General features: G+C 66.1%; 19 protein-coding genes. 8 read left to right on the top strand and 11 right to left on the bottom strand.

The window, feature by feature from the left end; genetic code table 11:
* Positions 1-17: 17 nt before the first annotated feature.
* Together HBF25_RS14210 and HBF25_RS14205 are read right to left on the bottom strand one after the other, a co-directional pair.
* Positions 18-1049: an N-acetylornithine carbamoyltransferase gene (locus HBF25_RS14210; protein ID WP_166949489.1), complete on the bottom strand. Its 1032-nt coding sequence runs from the start codon at positions 1047-1049 to the stop codon at positions 18-20.
* A 356-nt stretch (positions 1050-1405) separates the two neighbouring features.
* On the bottom strand, positions 1406-1954 hold the full coding sequence (locus tag HBF25_RS14205; RefSeq protein ID WP_166949487.1) for a glycine zipper 2TM domain-containing protein: 549 nt from the start codon (positions 1952-1954) through the stop codon (positions 1406-1408).
* 202 nt (positions 1955-2156) lie between these two features.
* On the opposite strand from HBF25_RS14205, the gene cysS reads away from it, so the two are divergent.
* Both cysS and HBF25_RS14195 read left to right on the top strand, forming a co-directional pair.
* Positions 2157-3536 carry a cysteine--tRNA ligase gene (gene cysS, locus HBF25_RS14200; RefSeq protein WP_166949485.1) on the top strand — a complete coding sequence of 460 codons (1380 nt, stop codon included), beginning with the start codon at positions 2157-2159 and terminating at the stop codon, positions 3534-3536.
* Positions 3533-3967, top strand: a complete 435-nt coding sequence (locus HBF25_RS14195; protein ID WP_166949484.1) for a SufE family protein — start codon at positions 3533-3535, stop codon at positions 3965-3967. The genes cysS and HBF25_RS14195 overlap by 4 nt, the downstream gene beginning before the upstream one ends.
* Positions 3968-4298: 331 nt before the next feature.
* Here HBF25_RS14195 and HBF25_RS14190 read toward each other — a convergent pair whose 3' ends face one another.
* Both HBF25_RS14190 and dksA read right to left on the bottom strand, forming a co-directional pair.
* Positions 4299-5717, bottom strand: a complete 1419-nt coding sequence (locus HBF25_RS14190; RefSeq protein ID WP_166949482.1) for a nicotinate phosphoribosyltransferase — start codon at positions 5715-5717, stop codon at positions 4299-4301.
* Positions 5718-5826: 109 nt separating this feature from the next.
* Complete coding sequence (gene dksA, locus HBF25_RS14185; RefSeq protein WP_166949481.1) at positions 5827-6786, bottom strand: RNA polymerase-binding protein DksA; 960 nt, start codon at positions 6784-6786, stop codon at positions 5827-5829.
* Positions 6787-6903: 117 nt separating this feature from the next.
* On the opposite strand from dksA, the gene yidD reads away from it, so the two are divergent.
* Genes yidD through HBF25_RS14170 form a run of 3 tightly spaced genes read left to right on the top strand, consistent with a single transcriptional unit; the run spans position 6904 to position 9285 of the window.
* Entirely contained in the window at positions 6904-7164 is a 261-nt protein-coding gene (gene yidD / locus HBF25_RS14180) for a membrane protein insertion efficiency factor YidD (protein ID WP_166949479.1), read from the top strand.
* Complete coding sequence (locus HBF25_RS14175) at positions 7157-8497, top strand: dihydroorotase (RefSeq protein WP_166949478.1); 1341 nt, start codon at positions 7157-7159, stop codon at positions 8495-8497. Before yidD ends, HBF25_RS14175 begins: the two co-directional genes overlap by 8 nt.
* Entirely contained in the window at positions 8485-9285 is an 801-nt protein-coding gene (locus HBF25_RS14170; RefSeq protein WP_166949669.1) for a peptidoglycan DD-metalloendopeptidase family protein, read from the top strand. Before HBF25_RS14175 ends, HBF25_RS14170 begins: the two co-directional genes overlap by 13 nt.
* 132 nt (positions 9286-9417) lie before the next feature.
* Here the strand turns inward: HBF25_RS14170 and folE2 are convergent, their stop codons facing one another.
* The 7 genes from folE2 to efp all read right to left on the bottom strand — a co-directional run bounded on the left by folE2 (position 9418) and on the right by efp (position 15036).
* Positions 9418-10347, bottom strand: coding sequence for a GTP cyclohydrolase FolE2 (gene folE2, locus HBF25_RS14165; protein WP_166949476.1), 930 nt, complete (start codon positions 10345-10347; stop codon positions 9418-9420).
* A 100-nt stretch (positions 10348-10447) separates the two neighbouring features.
* A complete protein-coding gene (locus HBF25_RS14160) occupies positions 10448-11287 on the bottom strand; it encodes a squalene/phytoene synthase family protein (RefSeq protein WP_166949475.1) in 840 nt (279 codons plus the stop codon).
* On the bottom strand, positions 11284-11964 hold the full coding sequence (locus HBF25_RS14155) for an HAD family hydrolase (protein ID WP_166949473.1): 681 nt from the start codon (positions 11962-11964) through the stop codon (positions 11284-11286). The genes HBF25_RS14160 and HBF25_RS14155 overlap by 4 nt, the downstream gene beginning before the upstream one ends.
* Positions 11961-12665: a bifunctional 2-polyprenyl-6-hydroxyphenol methylase/3-demethylubiquinol 3-O-methyltransferase UbiG gene (gene ubiG / locus HBF25_RS14150; protein WP_166949472.1), complete on the bottom strand. Its 705-nt coding sequence runs from the start codon at positions 12663-12665 to the stop codon at positions 11961-11963. Before ubiG ends, HBF25_RS14155 begins: the two co-directional genes overlap by 4 nt.
* Positions 12666-12674: 9 nt before the next feature.
* Complete coding sequence (locus tag HBF25_RS14145) at positions 12675-12944, bottom strand: YciI family protein (protein ID WP_166949471.1); 270 nt, start codon at positions 12942-12944, stop codon at positions 12675-12677.
* Positions 12941-14281, bottom strand: a complete 1341-nt coding sequence (locus HBF25_RS14140; protein ID WP_166949469.1) for a TRZ/ATZ family hydrolase — start codon at positions 14279-14281, stop codon at positions 12941-12943. The genes HBF25_RS14145 and HBF25_RS14140 overlap by 4 nt, the downstream gene beginning before the upstream one ends.
* Before the next feature lie 173 nt (positions 14282-14454).
* Entirely contained in the window at positions 14455-15036 is a 582-nt protein-coding gene (efp, locus tag HBF25_RS14135) for an elongation factor P (protein WP_166949467.1), read from the bottom strand.
* 89 nt (positions 15037-15125) lie between these two features.
* Here efp and epmB point away from each other — a divergent pair, with 89 nt between their 5' ends.
* The 3 genes from epmB to purB all read left to right on the top strand — a co-directional run bounded on the left by epmB (position 15126) and on the right by purB (position 19733).
* Positions 15126-16151, top strand: a complete 1026-nt coding sequence (epmB, locus tag HBF25_RS14130) for an EF-P beta-lysylation protein EpmB (RefSeq protein ID WP_166949465.1) — start codon at positions 15126-15128, stop codon at positions 16149-16151.
* Between the two features lie 102 nt (positions 16152-16253).
* Complete coding sequence (locus HBF25_RS14125) at positions 16254-18314, top strand: EAL domain-containing response regulator (protein WP_166949463.1); 2061 nt, start codon at positions 16254-16256, stop codon at positions 18312-18314.
* 51 nt (positions 18315-18365) lie between these two features.
* Positions 18366-19733, top strand: coding sequence for an adenylosuccinate lyase (gene purB, locus HBF25_RS14120; protein WP_166949461.1), 1368 nt, complete (start codon positions 18366-18368; stop codon positions 19731-19733).
* The last annotated feature ends 82 nt before the right edge of the window (positions 19734-19815 follow it).

The following is a 19815-nucleotide window of genomic DNA, read 5'->3' as shown; positions in this document are numbered from 1 at the left end:
AGAGGAAGAAGGAAGAATCAGAAACCGAGGCCGGACTTCGTGCCCGACTGGGAAATGAGCGAGGCCATGACCGCCTTCTGCACGTGCAGGCGGTTTTCGGCTTCGTCGATGGCGATGCAGGCGGGCGAATCCATCACCGCGTCCGTTGCCTTGATGTTCCGGCGCAGCGGGAGGCAGTGGCTGAACAGGCCGTTGTTCGTGAGGGCCATCTTGGCCTCGTCCACGATGAAGTGCTTGTTGGCGTCGCGGATGGCCTTCTCTTCGTCCCAGCGGCCGAAGTAGGGAATGGCACCCCAGCTCTTGGCGTAGACCACGTGCGCGCCGCTATAGGCCGACTCGATGTCGTGCGACACCTGAAGCGAACCGCCGTTTTCGCGGGCGTTCTGCTTTGCGAATTCCATGTAGCGCTCGTCCAGCACGTATTCCGGCGTGGGGCACAGCAAGGTCACGTCCATGCCCATCTTGGTGGCGATGAGCAGGGCCGAGTTCGCCACGGCCGTGTTGAGCGGCTTCGGGTGGTAGGTCCAGGTGAGCACGTACTTCTTGTTCTGCAGATCGCCCAGGTGCTCCTTCAGGGCCAGCGCATGGGCCAGCTCCTGGCACGGATGGGTGATGGTTTCCATGTTGATCACAGGCACCGTCGCGTAGCGGGCGAAGGCGGCGATGACCTTGTCCTGGCGATCCACTGCCCAGTCCTGGAACTTCGGGAAGGCGCGCACGGCGATCAGGTCGACATAGCGCGAGAGCACCCGGGCCACCTCGGCGATGTGTTCTTCCGTATCGCCATCCATCACGGTGCCCACCTCGAACTCGATGGGCCACGCATCCTTGCCCGGCGCCAGCACCACCGCGTGGCCGCCCAGCTGGAAGGTGCCCAGCTCGAAGCTGGTGCGGGTGCGCATCGAGGGGTTGAAGAACATCAGGGCAACCGATTTGCCCGCCAGCTGCTGGCCCTGCGGGGAACGCTTGAACGCGGCGGCCTGCTCGAGAAGGGCGTCGATCTCGGCGCGGCTGTAGTCCTGCGTGGAGAGGAAGTGGCGAAGGGTCATGGCGATCCAGGGGCGGTGGTAGGTGCCTTGCGGGCGGTGTATGGAAAGAAAAAACCGGAAGTGGAAACGAAAAAACCCGGCACATGGCCGGGTTTTTTAGTCGATACGGATGAAACGCGCGCGACAGCCTACCCGGCCAGTTGTCCGATGTACGGTCGACGAGCACGCGAGGTCATTCCTGCGGCCATACGGGCGCTGGTAAGGACGATCGCGGTGTAGACAGCGTTGGACACGGCGGAGCCTGTCAGGGTGGAACGGCGATCATGCCGTGGTTTGGTGCGTTGCGCAACTGGTGGGGCGCACAAAAAAAGCCGCGATCGCTCGCGGCCTTTCCTGTACCGATACAGCCGAAGGGTTCAGTCGGCTGGCGAGACGCTGACCCGTACCCGCAGGCGTTCACCCGGGTCGTAGTTCAGGCGCGAGACATACACCTCGCCGCGATAGCGGTATTCCACGTCGTAACCATTGATGCGGCGCTGCTCGGACACCGTGCTGACGTCGCGGCAACGGGTCTCGGTGCTCTGGTAGACCCGGTCGTCGCCACGCGAGACGTTGTTGCCCACGGCACCGCCGGCTACTGCGCCGACCACCGTGGCGGCCGTGCGGCCGTTGCCCTTGCCAATGGTGTTGCCGAGCACGCCGCCGACGACGGCGCCCAGGATGGTGCCGGCGGTGCTGCCCTGGCCCTGCTCCTGGCGGACCACCTGCTGGTCGTAGCATTCCTGGCGGGGCGTCTCGACGCGGGAGACGCCATAGACCGGATCGACGCGCAGGACGTCGGCCCAGCCGTAATGGGTGTTGTCGTCCGGACCCGCGGGGCCGGGAGGGGCATAGCGACCATCCTGCGCGTTGGCGCCGGTGGCGAAGACCGCAAGGATGAGTGCGGGAATGAGCAGGCGAGACATGTAGAAAAACCTCCAGCCAGGCGCACAGAACGCCTACTGGCATGCATTTCACCAAGTTCACGCTGAATCGACGCTTAGAAGTGCAATGCGACGGAATCACGTCGCGTGTCAACCAATTTCGCCCCCGCGCGTACGCCCGTGGGGCGGCCGGCTTGCTAATATCTCCGACCGGCCGCCCGCCGCGCCCGTCCACGGATTCCAGATGCCGATCTCGCTCTACAACACCATGTCGCGCCGCACGGAGGCGTTCACCCCCCTCGATCCCGAGCGGGTGACGATGTACGTCTGCGGGCCCACCGTCTACAACTACATCCATATCGGCAATGCCCGTCCGCCCGTCGTCTTCGACGTGCTGGCCCGCCTGATCCGGCGGAACTACCCGAAGCTGGTCTACGCCCGGAACATCACGGACGTGGACGACAAGATCAACAAGGCCGCCGCCACCGCCGGCGTGCCCATCGGCGAGATCACCGGCAAGTACGCCCAGGCCTACCGCGACGACATGGCGCGGCTCGGCGTGGCTCCGCCCGACGTGGAGCCGCATGCCACGGCCCATATCCCCCAGATCGTCGCCATGATCGAGCGACTGATCGCCAGCGGCCATGCCTATGCCACCGAGGGCCATGTCCTGTTCCATGTGGACTCGTACAAGGAGTACGGCGCCCTTTCCGGTCGCGATCCCGATGAACAGATCGCCGGCGCCCGTGGCGAGGTTGCCCCGAACAAGAAGAGCCCGAGGGACTTCGTGCTCTGGAAACCCTCGGACGAGACACTGCCTGGCTGGGACAGCCCCTGGGGTCGCGGCCGCCCGGGCTGGCACATCGAGTGCTCGGCCATGAGCGAAACCCACCTGGGCGAGACCATCGACATCCATGCCGGTGGCGTGGATCTCACCTTCCCGCACCATGAGAACGAAATCGCCCAGAGCACCTGCGCCCACGGCGGCAAGGTGTTCGCCCGTTACTGGCTGCACAACGGCATGCTCACCTTCGACGGCAAGAAAATGTCGAAGTCGCTGGGCAACGTGCTCCAGTTGCACGAACTGTTGAACAAGCACCCCGGCGAGGCGCTGCGCCTGTTGCTGCTGCGTGGGCATTACCGCCAGCCGCTGGACTGGTCCGACGCCGCCCTCACCCAGTCGGTGCGCACGCTGGACGGTTGGTATGGCGTGCTGCGCGACATGGCGGACGTGGATGCCGGTGAGGTGTCGATCCCCGAGGCCGTCGAGGCGGCGCTCTGCGACGACCTGAACACGCCCCAGGCCCTGGCCGAGATCTCGCAGCTGGCCGACGCCGCGCGTCGCGCCACGGGTGACGAGCGTGCCGCCGCCAAGGCCGCCTTGCTGGGCGGTGCAAGCCTGCTTGGCCTGCTTCAGGAAGAGCCGGAAGCCTGGTTCCGCCAGGGCAGCCCCGGCGAGAGCGTGGACGCGGCCGCCATCGAGGCGAAGCTTGAGGAGCGTCGCGCTGCCCGTGCGGCGAAGGATTTCGCCCGTTCCGACGCGATTCGCGACGAATTGAAAGCCATGGGCATCGCCATCGAAGATGGTGCGCAGGGCACGCGCTGGAGCGTGGTGAAGGCATGAGCACGCCGCAGGAAGCCACCGCCGCCGAAGCACAGGCCGCCATCGCCGAGGAATTCGCTTTCTTCGGTGACTGGACCGAGCGTTACCAGTATCTGATCGACCTGGGGCGGCAGCTGCCGCCGTTTCCGGAAGAAAACAAGACCGAGGCCTTCCGGGTGCACGGCTGCCAGTCCATGGTGTGGCTGGTGCCGTCCGGCGATGCGTCGAAGCTGCATTTCGAAGCCACCAGCGATTCGGCCATCGTGTCCGGGCTGATCGCGCTGGTGTTGCGGGTGTATTCGGATCGCCCGGCACAGGAGATCGTGGATACCGAGCCGACGTATGTGCAGGAGATCGGCCTGGCGAAGCACCTCTCCCCCACCCGCTCGAACGGTCTGGCCGCCATGCTGGCGAAGATCAAGGCCCACGCGGCGACGCTCGCGGCGGCCTGACGCCGCCCTGTAGGGGCGCGCCTCACGCGCGCCCCACCGAAGCGACACCCCACCCTGTAGGAGCGCGCCTGCGCGCGACCCACCGAAGTGATACCCCACCTGTAGGAGCGCGCCTGCGCGCGACCGGGTTGTCGCGATGACTGGTCGCGCGCAAGGCGCGCTCCTACAGGGTGGGGTGTCGCGATGACCGGTCGCGCGCGAGGCGCGCTCCTACAGGGGGAGGGGTCGCGATGACCGGTCGCGCGCGAGGCGCGCTCCTACAGGGGGAGGGGTCGCGATGACCGGTCGCGCGCGAGGCGCGCTCCTACAGGGTGAGGTGTTGAGGGTGGGTTTACCCCAGCTCGCTGCGTGCGCGTACGTCGGCGAAGGACCAGTCCTTCACCAGTTCGCCGTTCTCCCATACCGTTTCCATCGCATGCTCCCAGCCGTGTTCGGGGACGAGATCCTCGGCGCGCTCCAGGTTCGCCGGAATCGGTACCGTCTTGTACGTGCCGTACTCGCGATGACGGATCAGCGTCAGGCGGCCCCGCTGAGAGAACTTGCCCGCATCCGTCACCGGCGCCTTGAACACATCGACCCACTGGCCGTCGATACGCGCCGCAGAGCACTTCAGCGCAAACTTCTGCGTATCGCGGTCCACCTTCTGCAACAGCGCACCGCCCATGCCGAAGGCGATGTTGTCCGCCGCATAGCCCACGCTGGTGATGCGCTCCAGGATGGCGCGGATGCTGTCCGGGTTGACCCCGTCGCCCTGGATCAGGCGCACATGGTTGAGCAGCCTGTAACCCTTGCCGTTCTTCGTGTGACCAAAGGCCTCGTCGAGCAGCGTGATGCACTGGTGCACCACCTCTACCGGGTCGCCCGAATCCGGGCGCACCACTAGCGTGCCGCCCGAGGCGATTACCTCGTCGCGCAGGGTCTTGCCCCAGTGTTCGCGGATGGCGTGGAAGATGTCGTAGCTGTCCGACACGACGGCCACCAGGCCGCCCGGCTTCGCAAAATGCCTCAGCATGTTGCGGTAGGCGTCGGCTTCGCGGTCGCGCCCCCAGCTGGTGATCGTGCTGTGCTCGGCCGCCGGGATCGAATAGCCGGCCATCGGCTCGCCATAGAACTCGCGTGCCGCCAGTACGCCCTGCACGGTGTCCGTGCCCAGGAAGTTGACCAGGTGCGCCATGCCGCCGATGGCGGCCGATTCTGCGCTGGAAACGCCACGTGCGCCGAAGTCGTGCAGCTTGAAAGGCAGCTGCCCGGCGACATCGTCACTGGTGCGTTCGAGGAACCCCCGGATGGTCCGCTTCACCTGCCAGCTCAGCGTCGCTACCGTTACCGGATACCACAGGCGCAGCAGCAGGGTTTCCAGGTAGCTCGGCAGCCAGAAAGCCTCCGGATCGGTCGACTCGATGGTGACCAGCGCCTGATGGGTGGGCACTACGGCGCCTTCGGGCACGGCCCGGATGCGCATGGGCAGGCGACCGCCGTGCAGGTCCACGATCCGGCGCCAGCCGGCCTCGTTGAACGGCTCGCCATGGATGGCGAAGAAATCGCGCGCCTCGTCCACATCGGCATGGGTGACCGGGCGGCTCAGCCAGGCTTTGAGAATGGCCTGAAGTCCGAAGAATACGGTCCTGTCGTATACGCCACCACGCGACTCGACATAAAAAAAGGTGCGGTCGGTGCCCGGCGGGTACTGGAGCCAGTGGCTGGCCTTGTAGCTGTCGGTATTGAGGATGAGATTGTGCAGATGGCGCATGGGGGCTCCTTTGACGGAAGTTTACTCCCCGCGCTGCGCCCTGCCTGCCCTGGAAAAAAAGAACCCCGCCGAAGCGGGGTTCCCTGGGTATCGCAGGAGCGATGCCGGATCAGTCGCCCATCTGCTTCTGCAGATGCTCGCGGCGCTCCTGCGCATCGAGCGTGAGCGTGGCGATGGGGCGCGCATCGAGACGCTCCAGGCCGATTTCCTCGTCCGTTTCCTCGCAGAAGCCATAGCGGCCTTCTTCGATGCGGCGCAGGGCCTTGTCGATCTTGGAGATCAGCTTGCGGTAACGATCGCGCGTGCGCAGTTCCAGCGAGTTTTCGGTCTCGCGGGTGGCGCGCTCGGCTTCGTCGCCGACGTCACGGACTTCCTCGCGGAGGTTGTCCATGGTCTGGCGCGACTCTTCGATGAGGTCGTCGCGCCACTTCTTGAGCTTGGCCCGGTAATAAGCCAGGTGCTTCGGGCTCATGTATTCCTCGCCATCGTTATCGTTGGGACGATAACCGGCGGGAAGGTCGATGATGGTGGTGGCCGGCAGCGCGTAGCGGCCGTCTTCTTTGGTGATGCCGTTGTCGAAAGTAGTGCTGTCTTTCATGCTGAAGTGCGCAGATTTCTCAGTTCTGGATGGGGAGGCGCTGGCCACCGCGGATGCCTTGCGACCAGCAGCGGTCGCGGATGCATCGTTGGCAGGGGCGGTCTTGGCCGCCAGTGCCGGCGTGGCCTTGGGCGCGGCCTTCACCGGCGCCTCAGGCGTCTTCCTGGCCGTCGCTGCCTTGCTGGCGGCGGCCGGGGTCTTCTTGGCCGCTGCCGGCGCGGGCGCCTTGGCTGCGGGCTTGCTGGCGACCTTGGCCGGAGCCTTTGTCGCTGTCTTGACTGGTGCTGCCTTCTTCGCGGCGGCCTTGGCCGGCGCGCTCTTGGCGGGAGTTTTCTTTGCCACGGCCCCCGCGGCCTTGGCCGGCGCCTTCGTCGCCTTCGCCACGGCCTGCTTGGCCTTCGTCACATCACCAGCCCCGCCTTTCTTGGCGGCGCCCTTGGCAGCTGCGGAACTACTAGCGATTTTCGCCATATCCTTCACCTCGGTGGCCGTGGCGGCGGGGTGTTATAGCCCAGATGCGTTACCCCAGCAACCTCTCTTCTGGGATACTGTCGGCTGGCTATCGCCGGTCGACACCTGGTTCCATACGTGACCCGCCTCCTCCTTCTACTGTTGTCCTTCTACAAGCGGTGGCTCAGCCCCCTCCTGGGAGCCCGCTGCCGGTTCCATCCATCCTGTTCCGATTATGCACGGGTTGCCATAGCCCGCTTCGGGCCGGCGCGAGGCGCCGTCCTGGCCAGCTGGCGCATCCTGCGCTGCCAGCCCTTCTGCGAAGGCGGGCTCGACCCCGTGCCGGAACAATTCGTCCTGCGACGCTGTGGTGCCCAAGGAGCCCATACCCATGACTGAAGCCTGGCTCATCAAGAACGCCGAACTCATCAACGAAAACAAGCGATTCACCGCGGACGTCCGCGTCCGCGACGGCAAAATCGCGAAGATCGCGCAGGGACTGCAAAAAGAGCGTGACGAAGAGGTTATCGATGCCACCGGCCTGTGGCTGCTGCCGGGGATGATCGACGACCAGGTCCATTTCCGCGAGCCCGGCCTCACCCAGAAGGCCGACATCCGCAGCGAATCGCGCGCCTGCGCGGCGGGCGGCATCACCAGCTTCATGGAGATGCCGAACACCAAGCCGCCGGCACTCGACCGCGACACCCTGGAAGCCAAGTACGCCCGCGGTGCCGAAAGCTCGGCCGTGAACTACGCCTTCTACATGGGCGCCAGCAACGACAACCTTGAGCACATCCGCAAGCTCGACCCGAAGGCCGCCCCGGGCGTGAAAGTGTTCATGGGCGCCTCCACCGGCAACATGCTGGTCGACAACCCGGAAACCCTCGACGGCATCTTCCGCGACACCCCGGTGCCGATCATCACGCACTGCGAAGACACCCCGATGATCGACGCCAACCACGAGAAGGCGCGCGAGAAATACGGCGAGGACATCCCTGCCTGGGAGCATCCGCACATCCGTTCGCGCGAGGCCTGCATCAAGTCGACGAGGCTCGCCATCTCGCTGGCGAGGAAGCACAACACCCGCCTGCACGTGCTGCACATTTCCACTGCCGACGAACTGGCCCTGTTCGAGCCGGGCCCCATCGAAGGCAAGCGCATCACGGCCGAAACCTGCGTGCACTTCCTGCATTTCGGCGGCAAGGCCGATTACGACAAGAAGGGTTTCTTCATCAAGTGCAACCCGGCGATCAAGGACGAAGCGGATCGTGAGGCGATCATCAAGGCCCTGGCCGAAGGCCGCCTCGACGTGCTCGCCACGGACCACGCCCCGCACCTGCTGGAAGAAAAGGAACAGAAGTACGACAAGGCCCCCTCGGGCCTGCCGCTCGTGCAGTTCGCCCTTCAGGCCGCCCTTCAGCGCGTGACCGAAGGCAAGCTCACCCTTGAGCGCGTGGTGGAAACCGTCTGTCACAATCCGGCAAAACTCTTCGACGTGAAGGGTCGTGGCTTCCTGCGCGAGGGCTATGCCGCCGACCTCGTGCTCGTGGACCCGAACAAACCGCATACGGTCACCCGCGCGGAAGTGCTGTCCAAGTGTGGCTGGTCGCCGTTCGAAGGCACCACCTTCAGCAGCAGCATCGCGTCCACCTTCGTCAACGGCCAGCGCGTGTGGGACGGCAAGCAGCTCGACGACAGCGTGCGAGGCCAGCGCCTGGAATTCGATCGTTGAGGCGGGTCGCTCTCGCCCTTGCGGCAGCACTGATCTTCCCGGTGGCCCATGCGGCCACCACCGACCTGCCGTCCAGCGTGTCGCAGGGTGGCCTTGTGATCGGGCATACCACGCCCGGCACGCGGGTCGCCATAGCCGGCAAGCCCGTGCGTGTCGGCAACGACGGCACCTTCGTATTCGGTGCCGGGCGTGACGAGCAAGGCCCCATCGACGTCACGGTGGGCGGTTCGCACCATGCCGTGACGGTCACGCCCCGGGACTGGCCCATCGAGCGGGTGAACGGCGTACCGCCGAAAACAGTGAACCCGCCGCCGGATATCGCCCAGCGCATCCAGCGCGAGCAGGCCGAAGTGGTGGCGGCGCGCAATCGCGATGATTCACGCGAGGATTTCGCCAAGGGATTCATCTGGCCGGTGACGGGGCGTATCAGCGGGCGCTTCGGTAACCAGCGCATCTACAACGGCGATCCCAAGGCGCCGCATTCGGGCATGGATATCGCGGTGCCCGAAGGCACGCCGGTCAAGGCGCCGGCCGATGGCATCATTACGTTTGCCAAGCCCGATCTGTATCTCACCGGTGGCACGGTGCTGCTGGATCACGGCTTCGGCTTGTCGTCGAACTTCCTGCACCTGTCGCGCATCGATGTGAAGGTGGGCGAGCAGGTGCATCAGGGTCAGGTGATCGGTGCAGCCGGCAAGACGGGCCGTGCCACGGGCCCGCATGTGCACTGGGGCTTCAACTGGTTCGGTACGCGACTCGACCCGCTGTTGCTGCCCGGCATCAGGTAACCCCTGTAGGAGCGCGCCTTGCGCGCGACCGGGTTGTCGCGATAACCGGTCGCGCGCAAGGCACGCTCCTACAGTAAACGGGGTGTCGCGCGAACGATGGCGCGCAAGGCGCGCTCCTACAAGAGTTTCAGGTCAGCGGCGGGCTTTGCTGGAGAACGCTACGGCGTCGTGGGGGTGCAGGCTTTCGTGATGTGCCACGCGTACGTGGAAGTCGGCGATGCCTGCATCGGCGTCCAGCGTTTTCTGGATACGGCGGGCGGCGTCTTCGCAGAACATCAGGTTGCCGCCATTGGCCAGGGCGAAGGCCTGTTCGTCGGCGCGCTTCACGGCCGTCTGCACCGGCGTGCCAAGAGCGGCTTCCACCCGATCGATCATGCCAATCAGGTCGAAGGCGCCCTCTCCTGCCGGTCGCACACGGATCGTGGCCGTGCTGCGCTGGGCGTGCGGCGTGGCAACGATGCCCTGCTCCGTGCCCAGCCACGCGAGGATCGTCTCGCGATCCAGCGCATGGTCGGTGGGAAAAGCCTTCGCGAAGCTGTCCTGGATCAACTGGCGCGACAGTGCCGCAGAGGCTGGACAGGTCGAGGAATAGACCACGTTCGTGGTGAGTTCCAGAAGAAACTGCCCGTCACTGCGCAAGGTGGCATCGAGGGTGATCGGATACGCACGCCAGCCACTGTTGTCGCTGCGCAAGGCACGGCGGCGCACCAGGTGCTCGAATCCGATGGTGATCCGCGCATGATCGGAAAGCCCCTCGTGGGACGAGAGAAACTGCCCCAGCAGTGCTCGCACACCCGCCAGCGTCACCGGACCGGCAGACAACGCTTCCGACACCAGCAGGTACAGGCGCGACATGTGGATGCCGCGCGCCTCCGCCCTGGTCAGGTTGACGAAGGCACCCACGCGCGCGCTGGTGGTCCTGGCATCGCCATCGCCCGCATCGAAGGCCACCGGCATCTCCATGCCATCCATGCCCACCCAGTCCAGCGTGCCCAGGGCGAGTGCGTGGTCTTGCGATGCCACGTCGGGAAGCTGGCGGGCCGGGGAATCTTGCATGTACATGGATGGGATCCTTGGTGCAGGCCGGGGTCTGCCGGCTTATCCGAACCAGATGGGGTAGATGGCGGCAAGGGTCAATGGAAGGCTCCGGGAAACAGTCCGTTCAGCCCAGCCGGGACGCCGCCTGCCGGGCTGCCCGCCACGCCCTGAAGGCCGTGGCAGGACCCGTGAGCGACTGTCGGCGGTGCAGCTCGGCAAAGGGCTCCGCCGCCTTTGCGGCACCGCGTGCCGTGGCAAGCGCCGTACGCCCTTCCAGGCCACGAAACGTGCTAAGGGGCTCATTCAAAGACAGCGCATCACGCAAGCCATCCGCCAGCTCGCCGAGCTGGGCTTTCAAGGCCTCGCGACGCGCCGGGGAATCGTCCTTCAGCTGCGCACGCGACAGGCCATGCCGGGCCAGGCGCGACATCGGCAGCGGCAGGCGCTCGTGGTCGGCGTCGAGTTCCAGGCGGGACAGCGCGAAGACCAGGTGTGAGAGCGTAGCGATGCGCGTAGCGGCCTCGACAGGCACCTGCCCACCGAACCACCAGGCGTTTTCCAGCGCAGCCAGCGAACCGTGCAGGTTGCGCGCCGCCACGACCTGGGCCGCGAAGTCCGACGCGGTGCCCTGCTCGAGCTGGGCCATCGCCGCGAGAACAGGCGCCAGCCATAGGCGCGTGTCTACTTTCCTGGCGCGCTCGCTGGCGAACAGCACCTTGGTCAGCGGATGACGACCGCCGCTGGCAGCGGCGCCGGAGAGTTCTTCCGCCCACCATTGCAGCTTGGCAGCCGCCACCTGCGGCTCACGGATGCCATAGGCAGACGAGATGAGTTCCTGCTCGAACGCGGCCAGCGCCACGTGCTCGTCGCGCACGGCCGGATCGACGAAGCCCAGCGCAACCCGCTGCTGGGGCTGCACCGCCAGCCACTTGTCGACAAAGCTCTGGGTGGCGCCGTCGGTCACGCAGCCACCTTGATGCCCAGCAGCGCCGCCAGTTCATCCGGATGATCGATCACGAGATCGGCGCCCCACTCGTCCGGGTTGCCGCCATCGAGATAACCCCAGCGCACGGCCACGGTGAACAGGCCGGCCGCATGACCTGCCTGCACATCGCGGCGGTCGTCGCCCACGAACACCGAACGCTTGGGCGGTACGCCCGCGAGTTCGCAGGCACGCAGGACCGGCGCAGGATCGGGCTTCTTTACCGGCAGCGTGTCACCGGCCACCACGGCAACGGGCTTCCAGTGCGGTACGGCACGCGGCAGCAGGGCCTCGGTGAGGAAACCCGGCTTGTTGGTGACGATGCCCCAGCGCAGGTGGGCGGCGTCGAGGCCGCTGATCAACGGCTCGATGCCCTCGAAGGGTCCCGTCCCGGCGCGGCCCATGTTTTCCTCGTAGATCGCGAGGAAACGCGGCACGTGACGAAGCACGGCATCGGCGTCGAAATCGGGAAAAGCCACCGCGATCATGGCACGCGAACCGCGAGACACCACTTCGCGCAGCGGCTCGAATTCGGGCACCGGCGACTTCAGCTCGTGGCACAGCTGGACGATGGCGGCGTAGAGATCCTGGGCGCTATCCAGCAGCGTGCCGTCGAGATCGAAGAAAACGCCTTCGGGCTTGAAGGGCAACGTGGTCATGCGGGCTTCCTTGCAGAGAGGATGTAGTTCACCGACGTATTGCCCGACAGGCTGGCGTTACGGGTGAGCGGGTTATAGGCCAGCCCCTTGATGTCCTCGAGTTCGAGATCGACGTGACGCAGCATCGCGGCAACCTCGGAAGGCTTCAGGAACTGGGCGTAATGATGAGTGCCGCGCGGCAGCAGGCGCATGAGGTATTCCGCGCCGACGATGGCCGCGCCGAAGGCGGCCGGCGTGCGATTGAGCGTGGACAGGAACAGCTGTCCGCCCGGCTTCAGCATGGCGGCCAGATCGCGGATCAGAACCAGCGGATCGGGCACGTGCTCGATCATCTCCATGCAGCACACGGCATCGAACGATGCCGGTTCGGCAGCGGCGAGTTCTTCCGACGACTGCACGCGGTAATCCACGGAGAGGTTCGATTCGAACAGGTGCAGCTTTGCGATCTCGATCAGCTTCGCACCGAGGTCGATGGCGGTGACGTTGGCGCCGGCACGCGCCAGCGCCTCACTGAGCAGGCCGCCGCCGCAACCGACATCCACCACCTTCGCACCGCGAAGCTGGGTGCGACCACCCACGTAGGCGGCACGCACGGGATTGAGATCGTGCAGGGGACGGGACTCGCCATCGGGGTCCCACCAGCGAGCGGCGAGCTTTTCGAAACGCGCGATTTCTTCCGCGCTGACGTTGGCGTTCTGCATGGTGTTACCTCAACTGAAACGGCGCACGCGCCACTCATGGACGGTGAGCCTGGACGATCCGCTCACATGCAGCGGATCGGTATGGGCAATCTGCGTGGCTTCCTCGAGGCTGGGCGCGCGCAGCAGATAGGCGCCACCGGTGCCGTCGGTGAACGGACCGGTGAGCTCGATCATGCCGCGACCGATCAGCTCCGACAGGAACATCTGGTGGTCGTCGCCCGCCGATGCGGAGAAATCCGGCGTACGGATGGCGAGCACCAGGTAGAGATGATCGGTCATGCGGGATCCTCCGCCGCGATACGCTCGCGCCACGAACGAGCCTTCTCGCGGATGGCATCGATATCCACGTCGACAAGACGCTTGTTGGCGAGCTTGCGCGCACCGTCGATCCACACGTCGCTGACCTGGTGACGGCCCGTGGCGTACACCAGCTGCGAGGCCACATGGTAAAGCGGCTGGGTTTCGAGGTCGTCGAGACGCACGGCGGTGAGGTCCGCGCGCTTGCCCGGCTCGATCGAGCCCACCTTGTCGCCCAGGCCGATCGCCCTGGCGCCATTGAGGGTGGCGGCACGCAATGCACTGGCCGCATCAAAGGCCGCGGCATCGCCGATCACCGCCTTGGCGAGCATGGCAGCGGTGCGCATCTCGCCGAACATGTCGAGGTCGTTGTTCGATGCGCAGCCATCGGTGCCGATGCAGACGTTCACACCCGCGGCGCGCAGTTTTTCGGCCTGGCAGAAGCCCGAGGCCAGCTTCAGGTTGGACTCGGGGCAATGCACCACGGAGACGCCGGCAGCGGCACAGGCGGCGATCTCGCCGTCGGTGAGCTGGGTCATGTGCACGGCGATCAGGCGCTCGTTGACCAGGCCCAGCTTCTGCAGGCGCGCAAACGGACGCATGCCGTCCTTCGCGATGCCCTCTTCCACTTCCTGTGCCGTCTCGTGGGTATGCAGGTGAACGGGGATGTCGAGCTGGTCGGAGAGCACGCGGATGCGCTCGAAATTCTCGTCGGACACCGTGTACGGCGCATGCGGGGCGAAGGCCGTGCTGAGCAGCGGCTCGCCGCGCAGCGAGTCGTGCACTTCCTCGGCGCGCTGGAAGTATTCGTCGGAGGTCTTCGCCCAGGGCGTGGGGAAGTCGATCACCGGCAGGCCGATCACCGCGCGGAAGCCCATCCGGCGATACGTCGCGGCGATCACGTCGGGGAAGAAATAGTTCTCGTTGGCGCAGGTGGTGCCGCCACGGATCATCTCGGCCACGGCCAGTTCCACGCCGTCGCGGATGAAGTCCGGCCCCATCACGCGGCCTTCGGCCGGCCAGATGTGTTCCTGCAGCCAGACCATCAGCGGCAGGTCGTCCGCGAGGCCGCGCAGCAGGGTCATCGGATTGTGGGTGTGCGAATTCACCAGGCCCGGGATGAGCGCATGCTCGCCGAGGCTGACCCGCTCGCGCGGCGTGTAGTGCTTGCGCGCCTCGTCGGCCGGCAGGATGGCGAGGATCTCGCCGCCGTTAATGGCGACCGCATGGTCGTCGAGCACGACACCGTGCGGCTCGACGGGGACGACCCAGCGGGCCTCGATGAGAAGATCGATATCGATAGGGGTGGTGGAGCTCATGGGTGCCTCACTGAATCCGGATACCAGGAAGTCACGGAACATATCGATCCCGTATGACCTTCCATCGTACTTGAGCAGGACACAGGCAATCCCTTGCCGGTCGCAGATAAAGAAACGGCACGGCGCCCCGGGGGCTGCCGTGCCGATCAGCCAGACCTGGTGGTCCGGACGACTTACTTGACGCGGCTGTCGTACTCGCCGGTGCGGGTATCGACCTTGATCACTTCGTCCTGGTTGACGAAGAGCGGCACGCGAACCACGGCACCGGTTTCGAGCGTGGCCGGCTTGCCGCCGCCGCCCGAGGTATCGCCACGGACGCCCGGGTCGGTCTCGACGATCTTCAGCTCCACGAACTTCGGAGCCTGCACGGCGATGATCTGGGTTTCGTTGAAGAGGGTGATCTGGCAAAGCTCGTCGCCCTTGAGCCACTTCCAGGCGTCGCCCATGGCGGCCTGGTTGGCACGGTACTGTTCGAAGGTTTCCGAGTGCATGAAGATCCACTCGCGGTCGTCGCCGGTACCCTCGATGTACGAGAAGGATGCGTCGGTATCGACGGCATTGGCTTCTTCGTAGGAGTCGCTCGACTTCAGGGTGAGCTCGGTGGTGCGGCCGTCCTTCAGGTTGCGCACGCGGATGCGCGTGAACGCCTGGCCCTTGCCCGGCTTGATGAAGTCGGCTTCGGTGATGACCCAGGGATCGCCGTTGTGAAGGATCTTCTTGCCCGTTTTGACGTCATTAAGGCCAAGGGTCGCCATGCGTTTCTTGCTCCAGAGGTGAATCCGCCCACCGGGCGGCTAAAATAGGGGGATCTCAAGAGGCCATATGGCCCGCCCCAAGGCCCACCATGATAACCGCAAGCCCCACCTGTCGCCTATCCGCACCCGTTCCGGGCTGGCGCGAGCTGTGGCGGGACGCCATCACCGACGCCGGGGAGCTGCTGTCCGCCGTGGGCCTGGCCCACCGCGCCGACCTGCTGCCCGCGGACGACGCCGGCTTCCCCCTGCGGGTGCCACGCGGTTTCGTAGCCCGCATGCGCCATGGCGACCCGGACGACCCCCTGCTGCTCCAGGTGCTGCCGCGCCAGGCCGAGCACGTGGAAGCCCCCGGCTACACGATCGATGCCGTGGGCGACATGGCGTCCCGGGCCGGTCACGGCGTGCTGCACAAGTACGACGGCCGCGCCCTGCTGATCGCCAGCGGCTCGTGTGCGGTGAACTGCCGCTACTGCTTCCGCCGGCACTTTCCCTATGGCGAGGACATCGCCGCCGCAGCCCAGTGGCGCGAGGCGCTGGCCCATGTGGCCGCCGACACTTCCATCCGCGAGCTGATCCTCTCCGGCGGCGACCCGCTCTCGCTGGCCACGCACAAGCTGGAAGAACTCACCCGCGGGCTGGCCTCCCTGCCCCACGTGATCCGCCTGCGCATCCATACGCGCCTGCCCGTGGTGCTGCCCGAGCGCATCGACGATGCGTTCGTCGCCTGGCTCGCCGCCCTGCCGTTGCAGAAAGTGGTGGTGCTGCACGCCAACCATGCCAACGAATTCGATGCGAACGTGGATGCCGCGTGCGCACGCCTGCGCGAGGCGGGTGCCACGCTGCTCAACCAGTCCGTGCTGCTGGCCGGCATCAACGATGACGCCGATACGCTGGCCGAACTGTGCGAACGCTCGTTTGCGGCAGGCGTGCTGCCCTATTACCTGCACCAGCTCGACAAGGTCACGGGCGCTGCCCATTTCGAGGTGCCGGACCACCTCGCCCTCGACCTCGTGGATGCGCTGCGTGCACGACTTCCCGGGTACCTTGTCCCAAAACTGGTACGTGAACTGCCGGGCGATCCCTCCAAGCGCCCTGTTGCCGATTCGGCGCGTTAGTATTGGCGTTCTTCCGGTCGGCCAGCGTCGACCGGACCGCGTTTGGGGGAAGCGGAGTGGGCAACCACTTCGCGGGGTGAACAAGGCGGCAACCGGAACGGCATGAAACACGACAACGTCATCAGGATCCTCTTCATCGAAGACTCGGTGGAAGACGCCGAGCTGTTGATCAACGTATTGCGCAACGGCGGCATCGCCGTGCGTCCTGCGAGAGCCACGAAGGACGACGAGATCCGCACCGCGCTGGACGAACTCCAGCCCGACCTGGTGGTGCTCAACCCGTCCGTTGCGGGCGTGGAAACCGACGCCGTCATGCGCCACATCGATGCCAGCGGGCGCGACATGACCCTGGTGGCCGTGGTGGAAGGCCTGGACACCGATGCGGTGGCCGACCTTTTCGCCAGCGGTGCGCGTGGCGTGGCGCTGCGGCGCCGCTCCGACCAGGTGCTGGCCGTGGTGCGCCGCGAATTCGAAGCCCTCTCCACCCGGCGCCAGCTGCGCCGCATGGAAACCTCCCTGCGCGAAACCGAACGCCGCTGCGACGCCCTGCTCGACTCGTCGCGCGATGCCATCGCCTACGTTCACGAAGGCATGCACGTGAGGGTGAACCAGGCATTCCTTGAAGCCTTCGGCTTTGTCGAGGCGGACGACGTGATCGGACTGTCCATCCTCGACCTCGTGGCCAGCGCCCATGCCGACCCGCTGAAAAGTGCCCTTCGCGGCCTTTCCCGTGGCGAGAAGCTGCCGCCCATGGAGCTGGTGGCCCGGCGCGATGACGGCCGCACCTTCAAGGCCGTGGCCGAATTCGCCCACGCCTCGTTCGAAGGCGAGGCCTGCGTGCAGATCATCTTCCGCCAGCAGGCCGTGGACCCGGCCCTGGTGGCGCAGTTGCAGCGCGATCCGGTCACGGGCCTGTTCAACCGGGCCCGCACGCTCGAACACATCGACCAGGCCGTCGCCGCCGCAGCCGGGGGCCGTGAGGGCCAGGCCGTGCTTCTGCTTGAGCCCGACAACTGGAAAGACCTCGTCGCCAGCGTGGGCATCGGCAATGCCGACCGCATCCTGGCCACGCTGGCCCGCAGGGTCTGCGAAGCCGTGGACAACGAAGACATCGGTGGCGTGCTCGGCGACCACACGCTCGGTTTCGTGCTGGGGCCGCGCGGCGACCTCGAACACGCCGCGCTCGCCGAACGCCTGCGCACCACGGTGGCCGAGCACATCTTCGACGTGGGCAGCCGCTCGATCACGCTCAGCGTCACCATTGGCGGCGCGCTGCTGGCCGAAAAGAACGCCAATACGGAAACCCTGCTCGACCAGGCCAGCGCAGCCCTGCGCAACGCCCAGAACCAGGGTGGCAACCGCGTGGAACTGCACGACCCCAGCGCCCGCGAAAAGGCCGAGGCCGAGCGCGAGCAGTACTGGCTCGACCTGGTGAAGCAGGCCCTGGCCGACGACGGCCTGCGCCTGTACCACCAGCAGATCATCAGCCTGCAGGATGCCGCGGGCGAGTTCTACGAGATCCTGGTCCGCATGCAGGGCCCGAAGGGCGATGTCCTGCCGTCCTACTTCTTGCCAGTGGCCGAACGCAACGGCCTGCTGCCGGCCATCGACCGCTGGGTGCTGGGCCATGCCATCGATGCGCTGGCCCATCGCGAGAACGATGGCCTGACCACCACCTACTTCGTGAAGATCACGCTGCAATCGGTGGAAGACCCCGACCTGCTGCCCTGGCTGAAGCGCCGCCTTGAAACGGCGCGCCTGCGCCGCAGCACGCTGGTGGTGGAGATGCCCGAGTCCAAGGTGCTCACGAGCCTGCGCCCGGTGCAGGAGTTCGTGGCCGGCTGGCGCAAGTCAGGCGGGCGCTTTGCCATCGAGCAGTTCGGCTCGGGTCTCAACTCGTTCCAGATGCTGACCCATGTCGAGGCCGATTACCTCAAGATCGACCGCAGCTTCATGACCGACCTGCCCCAGCATCCGGAAAACCAGAAGAAAATTGCCGATATCTGCCGCGAGGGTCATGCCTCGGGCAAGCAGACCGTGGCCGAATGGGTCGAGGATGCCGTCAGCACGTCGCTGCTGTTCGCCTGCGGGGTCGATTTCGTCCAGGGCAACTTCCTCCAGGAGCCTGCCAAGGTACTTGCCGAGGAATACATGCCCCTGTGACGGGCCGGGTATAATCGGCGGCTGCCCCGCATCCGCCTCAGGAACCTTCCGATGTCCCACTCCGCGCTGACCGCCCTTTCGCCCCTGGACGGCCGCTACGCCGCCAAGGCGGCTTCGCTGCGCCCGATCTTCAGCGAATTCGGCCTCATGCACCGTCGCGTGCACGTGGAGATCCACTGGCTGCTTGCCCTGGCCAGGCACCCGGGCATCGTCGAGCTGCCGGCGTTCCCGGCCGACGCCGTGGCCCGCCTGGAAGCCATCGCCGACCAGTTCTCGGTAGACGATGGCGAGCGCATCAAGGAAATCGAGGCCACCACCAACCACGACGTGAAAGCCGTGGAGTACTTCATCAAGGAGCGCATCGGCAACGAACCCGCCCTGGCCCAGGCCAAGGAGTTCGTGCACTTTGCCTGCACCAGCGAAGACATCAACAACCTCGCCTACTCCCTGATGCTGAAGGACGCCCGCGAGAGCGTGCTGCTGCCGGCCCTGGACCAGATCATCGGCAAGCTGCGCGCCCTGGCGCACGAGCACGCCGGCCTGTCGCTGCTGTCGCGCACCCACGGCCAGACAGCCTCGCCCAGCACCATGGGCAAGGAACTGGCCAACGTCGTCGCCCGCCTGGAGCGCCAGCGCCGCCAGCTCGTCGCCATCGAGATCCCGGGCAAGATCAACGGCGCCGTGGGCAATTACAACGCCCACGTCATTTCCTACCCCGAGGTGGAGTGGCCGGCCCTGGCCGCTGGCTTCGTCGAGGGCCTGGGCCTCACCTTCAACGCGTACACGACGCAGATCGAACCGCACGACGGCATCGCCGAGTTCGCCGATGTGCTGCGCCGGGTCAACATCATCCTGATCGACCTCGCCCGCGACGTATGGGGTTACATCTCGCTGGGTTACTTCCGTCAGGCGCTCAAGGCCGGCGAAGTGGGCTCGTCCACGATGCCGCACAAGGTCAACCCGATCGATTTCGAAAACGCCGAAGGCAACTTCGGTCTCGCCAACGCCCTGCTCGGCCACTTCGCCGAGAAGCTGCCGATCAGCCGCTGGCAGCGCGACCTCACCGACTCCACCGTGCTGCGCGCGCTGGGCACGGCCTTTGGTCATTCGCTGGTGGCGTTCGAATCGCTGATGAAGGGCCTGGGCAAGCTCAACGTGAACGCCGAGCGCGTGGCCGCCGACCTCGACAACAGCTGGGAAGTGCTGGCCGAAGCCGTGCAAACCGTGATGCGTCGTTTCGGCCTGCCGGAGCCGTACGAGCAGCTCAAGGCTCTCACCCGTGGGCAGGGCATCACGAAGGATTCGATGCGCACGTTCATCGCCGGCCTCGACCTGCCCGCCGACGCGAAGCAGGCCCTCGCCGAACTGACCCCGGCCAGCTACATCGGCCTGGCCGACAAGCTCGCCCGCGAGATCTAGCCACGCATTATCGCGCACCCCCTGTAGGAGCGCGCCTCGCGCGCGACCGGTTATCGCGAAAACCCGGTCGCGCGCAAGGCGC

This window comes from Luteibacter anthropi (genome assembly GCF_011759365.1).
Taxonomy (GTDB): Bacteria; Pseudomonadota; Gammaproteobacteria; order Xanthomonadales; family Rhodanobacteraceae; genus Luteibacter; species Luteibacter anthropi.
The sequence above is the reverse complement of the archived record's forward strand: the minus strand, read 5'-3'. Positions and strand labels throughout refer to the sequence as shown.

What these genes read in the sequence shown, in the direction of transcription:
- HBF25_RS14210 (WP_166949489.1), bottom strand. Translation starts at nt 1,049, where the DNA reads ATGACCCTTCGCCACTTCCTCTCCACGCAGGACTACAGCCGCGCCGAG.
- HBF25_RS14205 (WP_166949487.1), bottom strand. Translation starts at nt 1,954, where the DNA reads ATGTCTCGCCTGCTCATTCCCGCACTCATCCTTGCGGTCTTCGCCACC.
- cysS (WP_166949485.1), top strand. Translation starts at nt 2,157, where the DNA reads ATGCCGATCTCGCTCTACAACACCATGTCGCGCCGCACGGAGGCGTTC.
- HBF25_RS14195 (WP_166949484.1), top strand. Translation starts at nt 3,533, where the DNA reads ATGAGCACGCCGCAGGAAGCCACCGCCGCCGAAGCACAGGCCGCCATC.
- HBF25_RS14190 (WP_166949482.1), bottom strand. Translation starts at nt 5,717, where the DNA reads ATGCGCCATCTGCACAATCTCATCCTCAATACCGACAGCTACAAGGCC.
- dksA (WP_166949481.1), bottom strand. Translation starts at nt 6,786, where the DNA reads ATGGCGAAAATCGCTAGTAGTTCCGCAGCTGCCAAGGGCGCCGCCAAG.
- HBF25_RS14175 (WP_166949478.1), top strand. Translation starts at nt 7,157, where the DNA reads ATGACTGAAGCCTGGCTCATCAAGAACGCCGAACTCATCAACGAAAAC.
- folE2 (WP_166949476.1), bottom strand. Translation starts at nt 10,347, where the DNA reads ATGTACATGCAAGATTCCCCGGCCCGCCAGCTTCCCGACGTGGCATCG.
- HBF25_RS14155 (WP_166949473.1), bottom strand. Translation starts at nt 11,964, where the DNA reads ATGACCACGTTGCCCTTCAAGCCCGAAGGCGTTTTCTTCGATCTCGAC.
- ubiG (WP_166949472.1), bottom strand. Translation starts at nt 12,665, where the DNA reads ATGCAGAACGCCAACGTCAGCGCGGAAGAAATCGCGCGTTTCGAAAAG.
- HBF25_RS14145 (WP_166949471.1), bottom strand. Translation starts at nt 12,944, where the DNA reads ATGACCGATCATCTCTACCTGGTGCTCGCCATCCGTACGCCGGATTTC.
- HBF25_RS14140 (WP_166949469.1), bottom strand. Translation starts at nt 14,281, where the DNA reads ATGAGCTCCACCACCCCTATCGATATCGATCTTCTCATCGAGGCCCGC.
- efp (WP_166949467.1), bottom strand. Translation starts at nt 15,036, where the DNA reads ATGGCGACCCTTGGCCTTAATGACGTCAAAACGGGCAAGAAGATCCTT.
- epmB (WP_166949465.1), top strand. Translation starts at nt 15,126, where the DNA reads ATGATAACCGCAAGCCCCACCTGTCGCCTATCCGCACCCGTTCCGGGC.
- HBF25_RS14125 (WP_166949463.1), top strand. Translation starts at nt 16,254, where the DNA reads ATGAAACACGACAACGTCATCAGGATCCTCTTCATCGAAGACTCGGTG.
- purB (WP_166949461.1), top strand. Translation starts at nt 18,366, where the DNA reads ATGTCCCACTCCGCGCTGACCGCCCTTTCGCCCCTGGACGGCCGCTAC.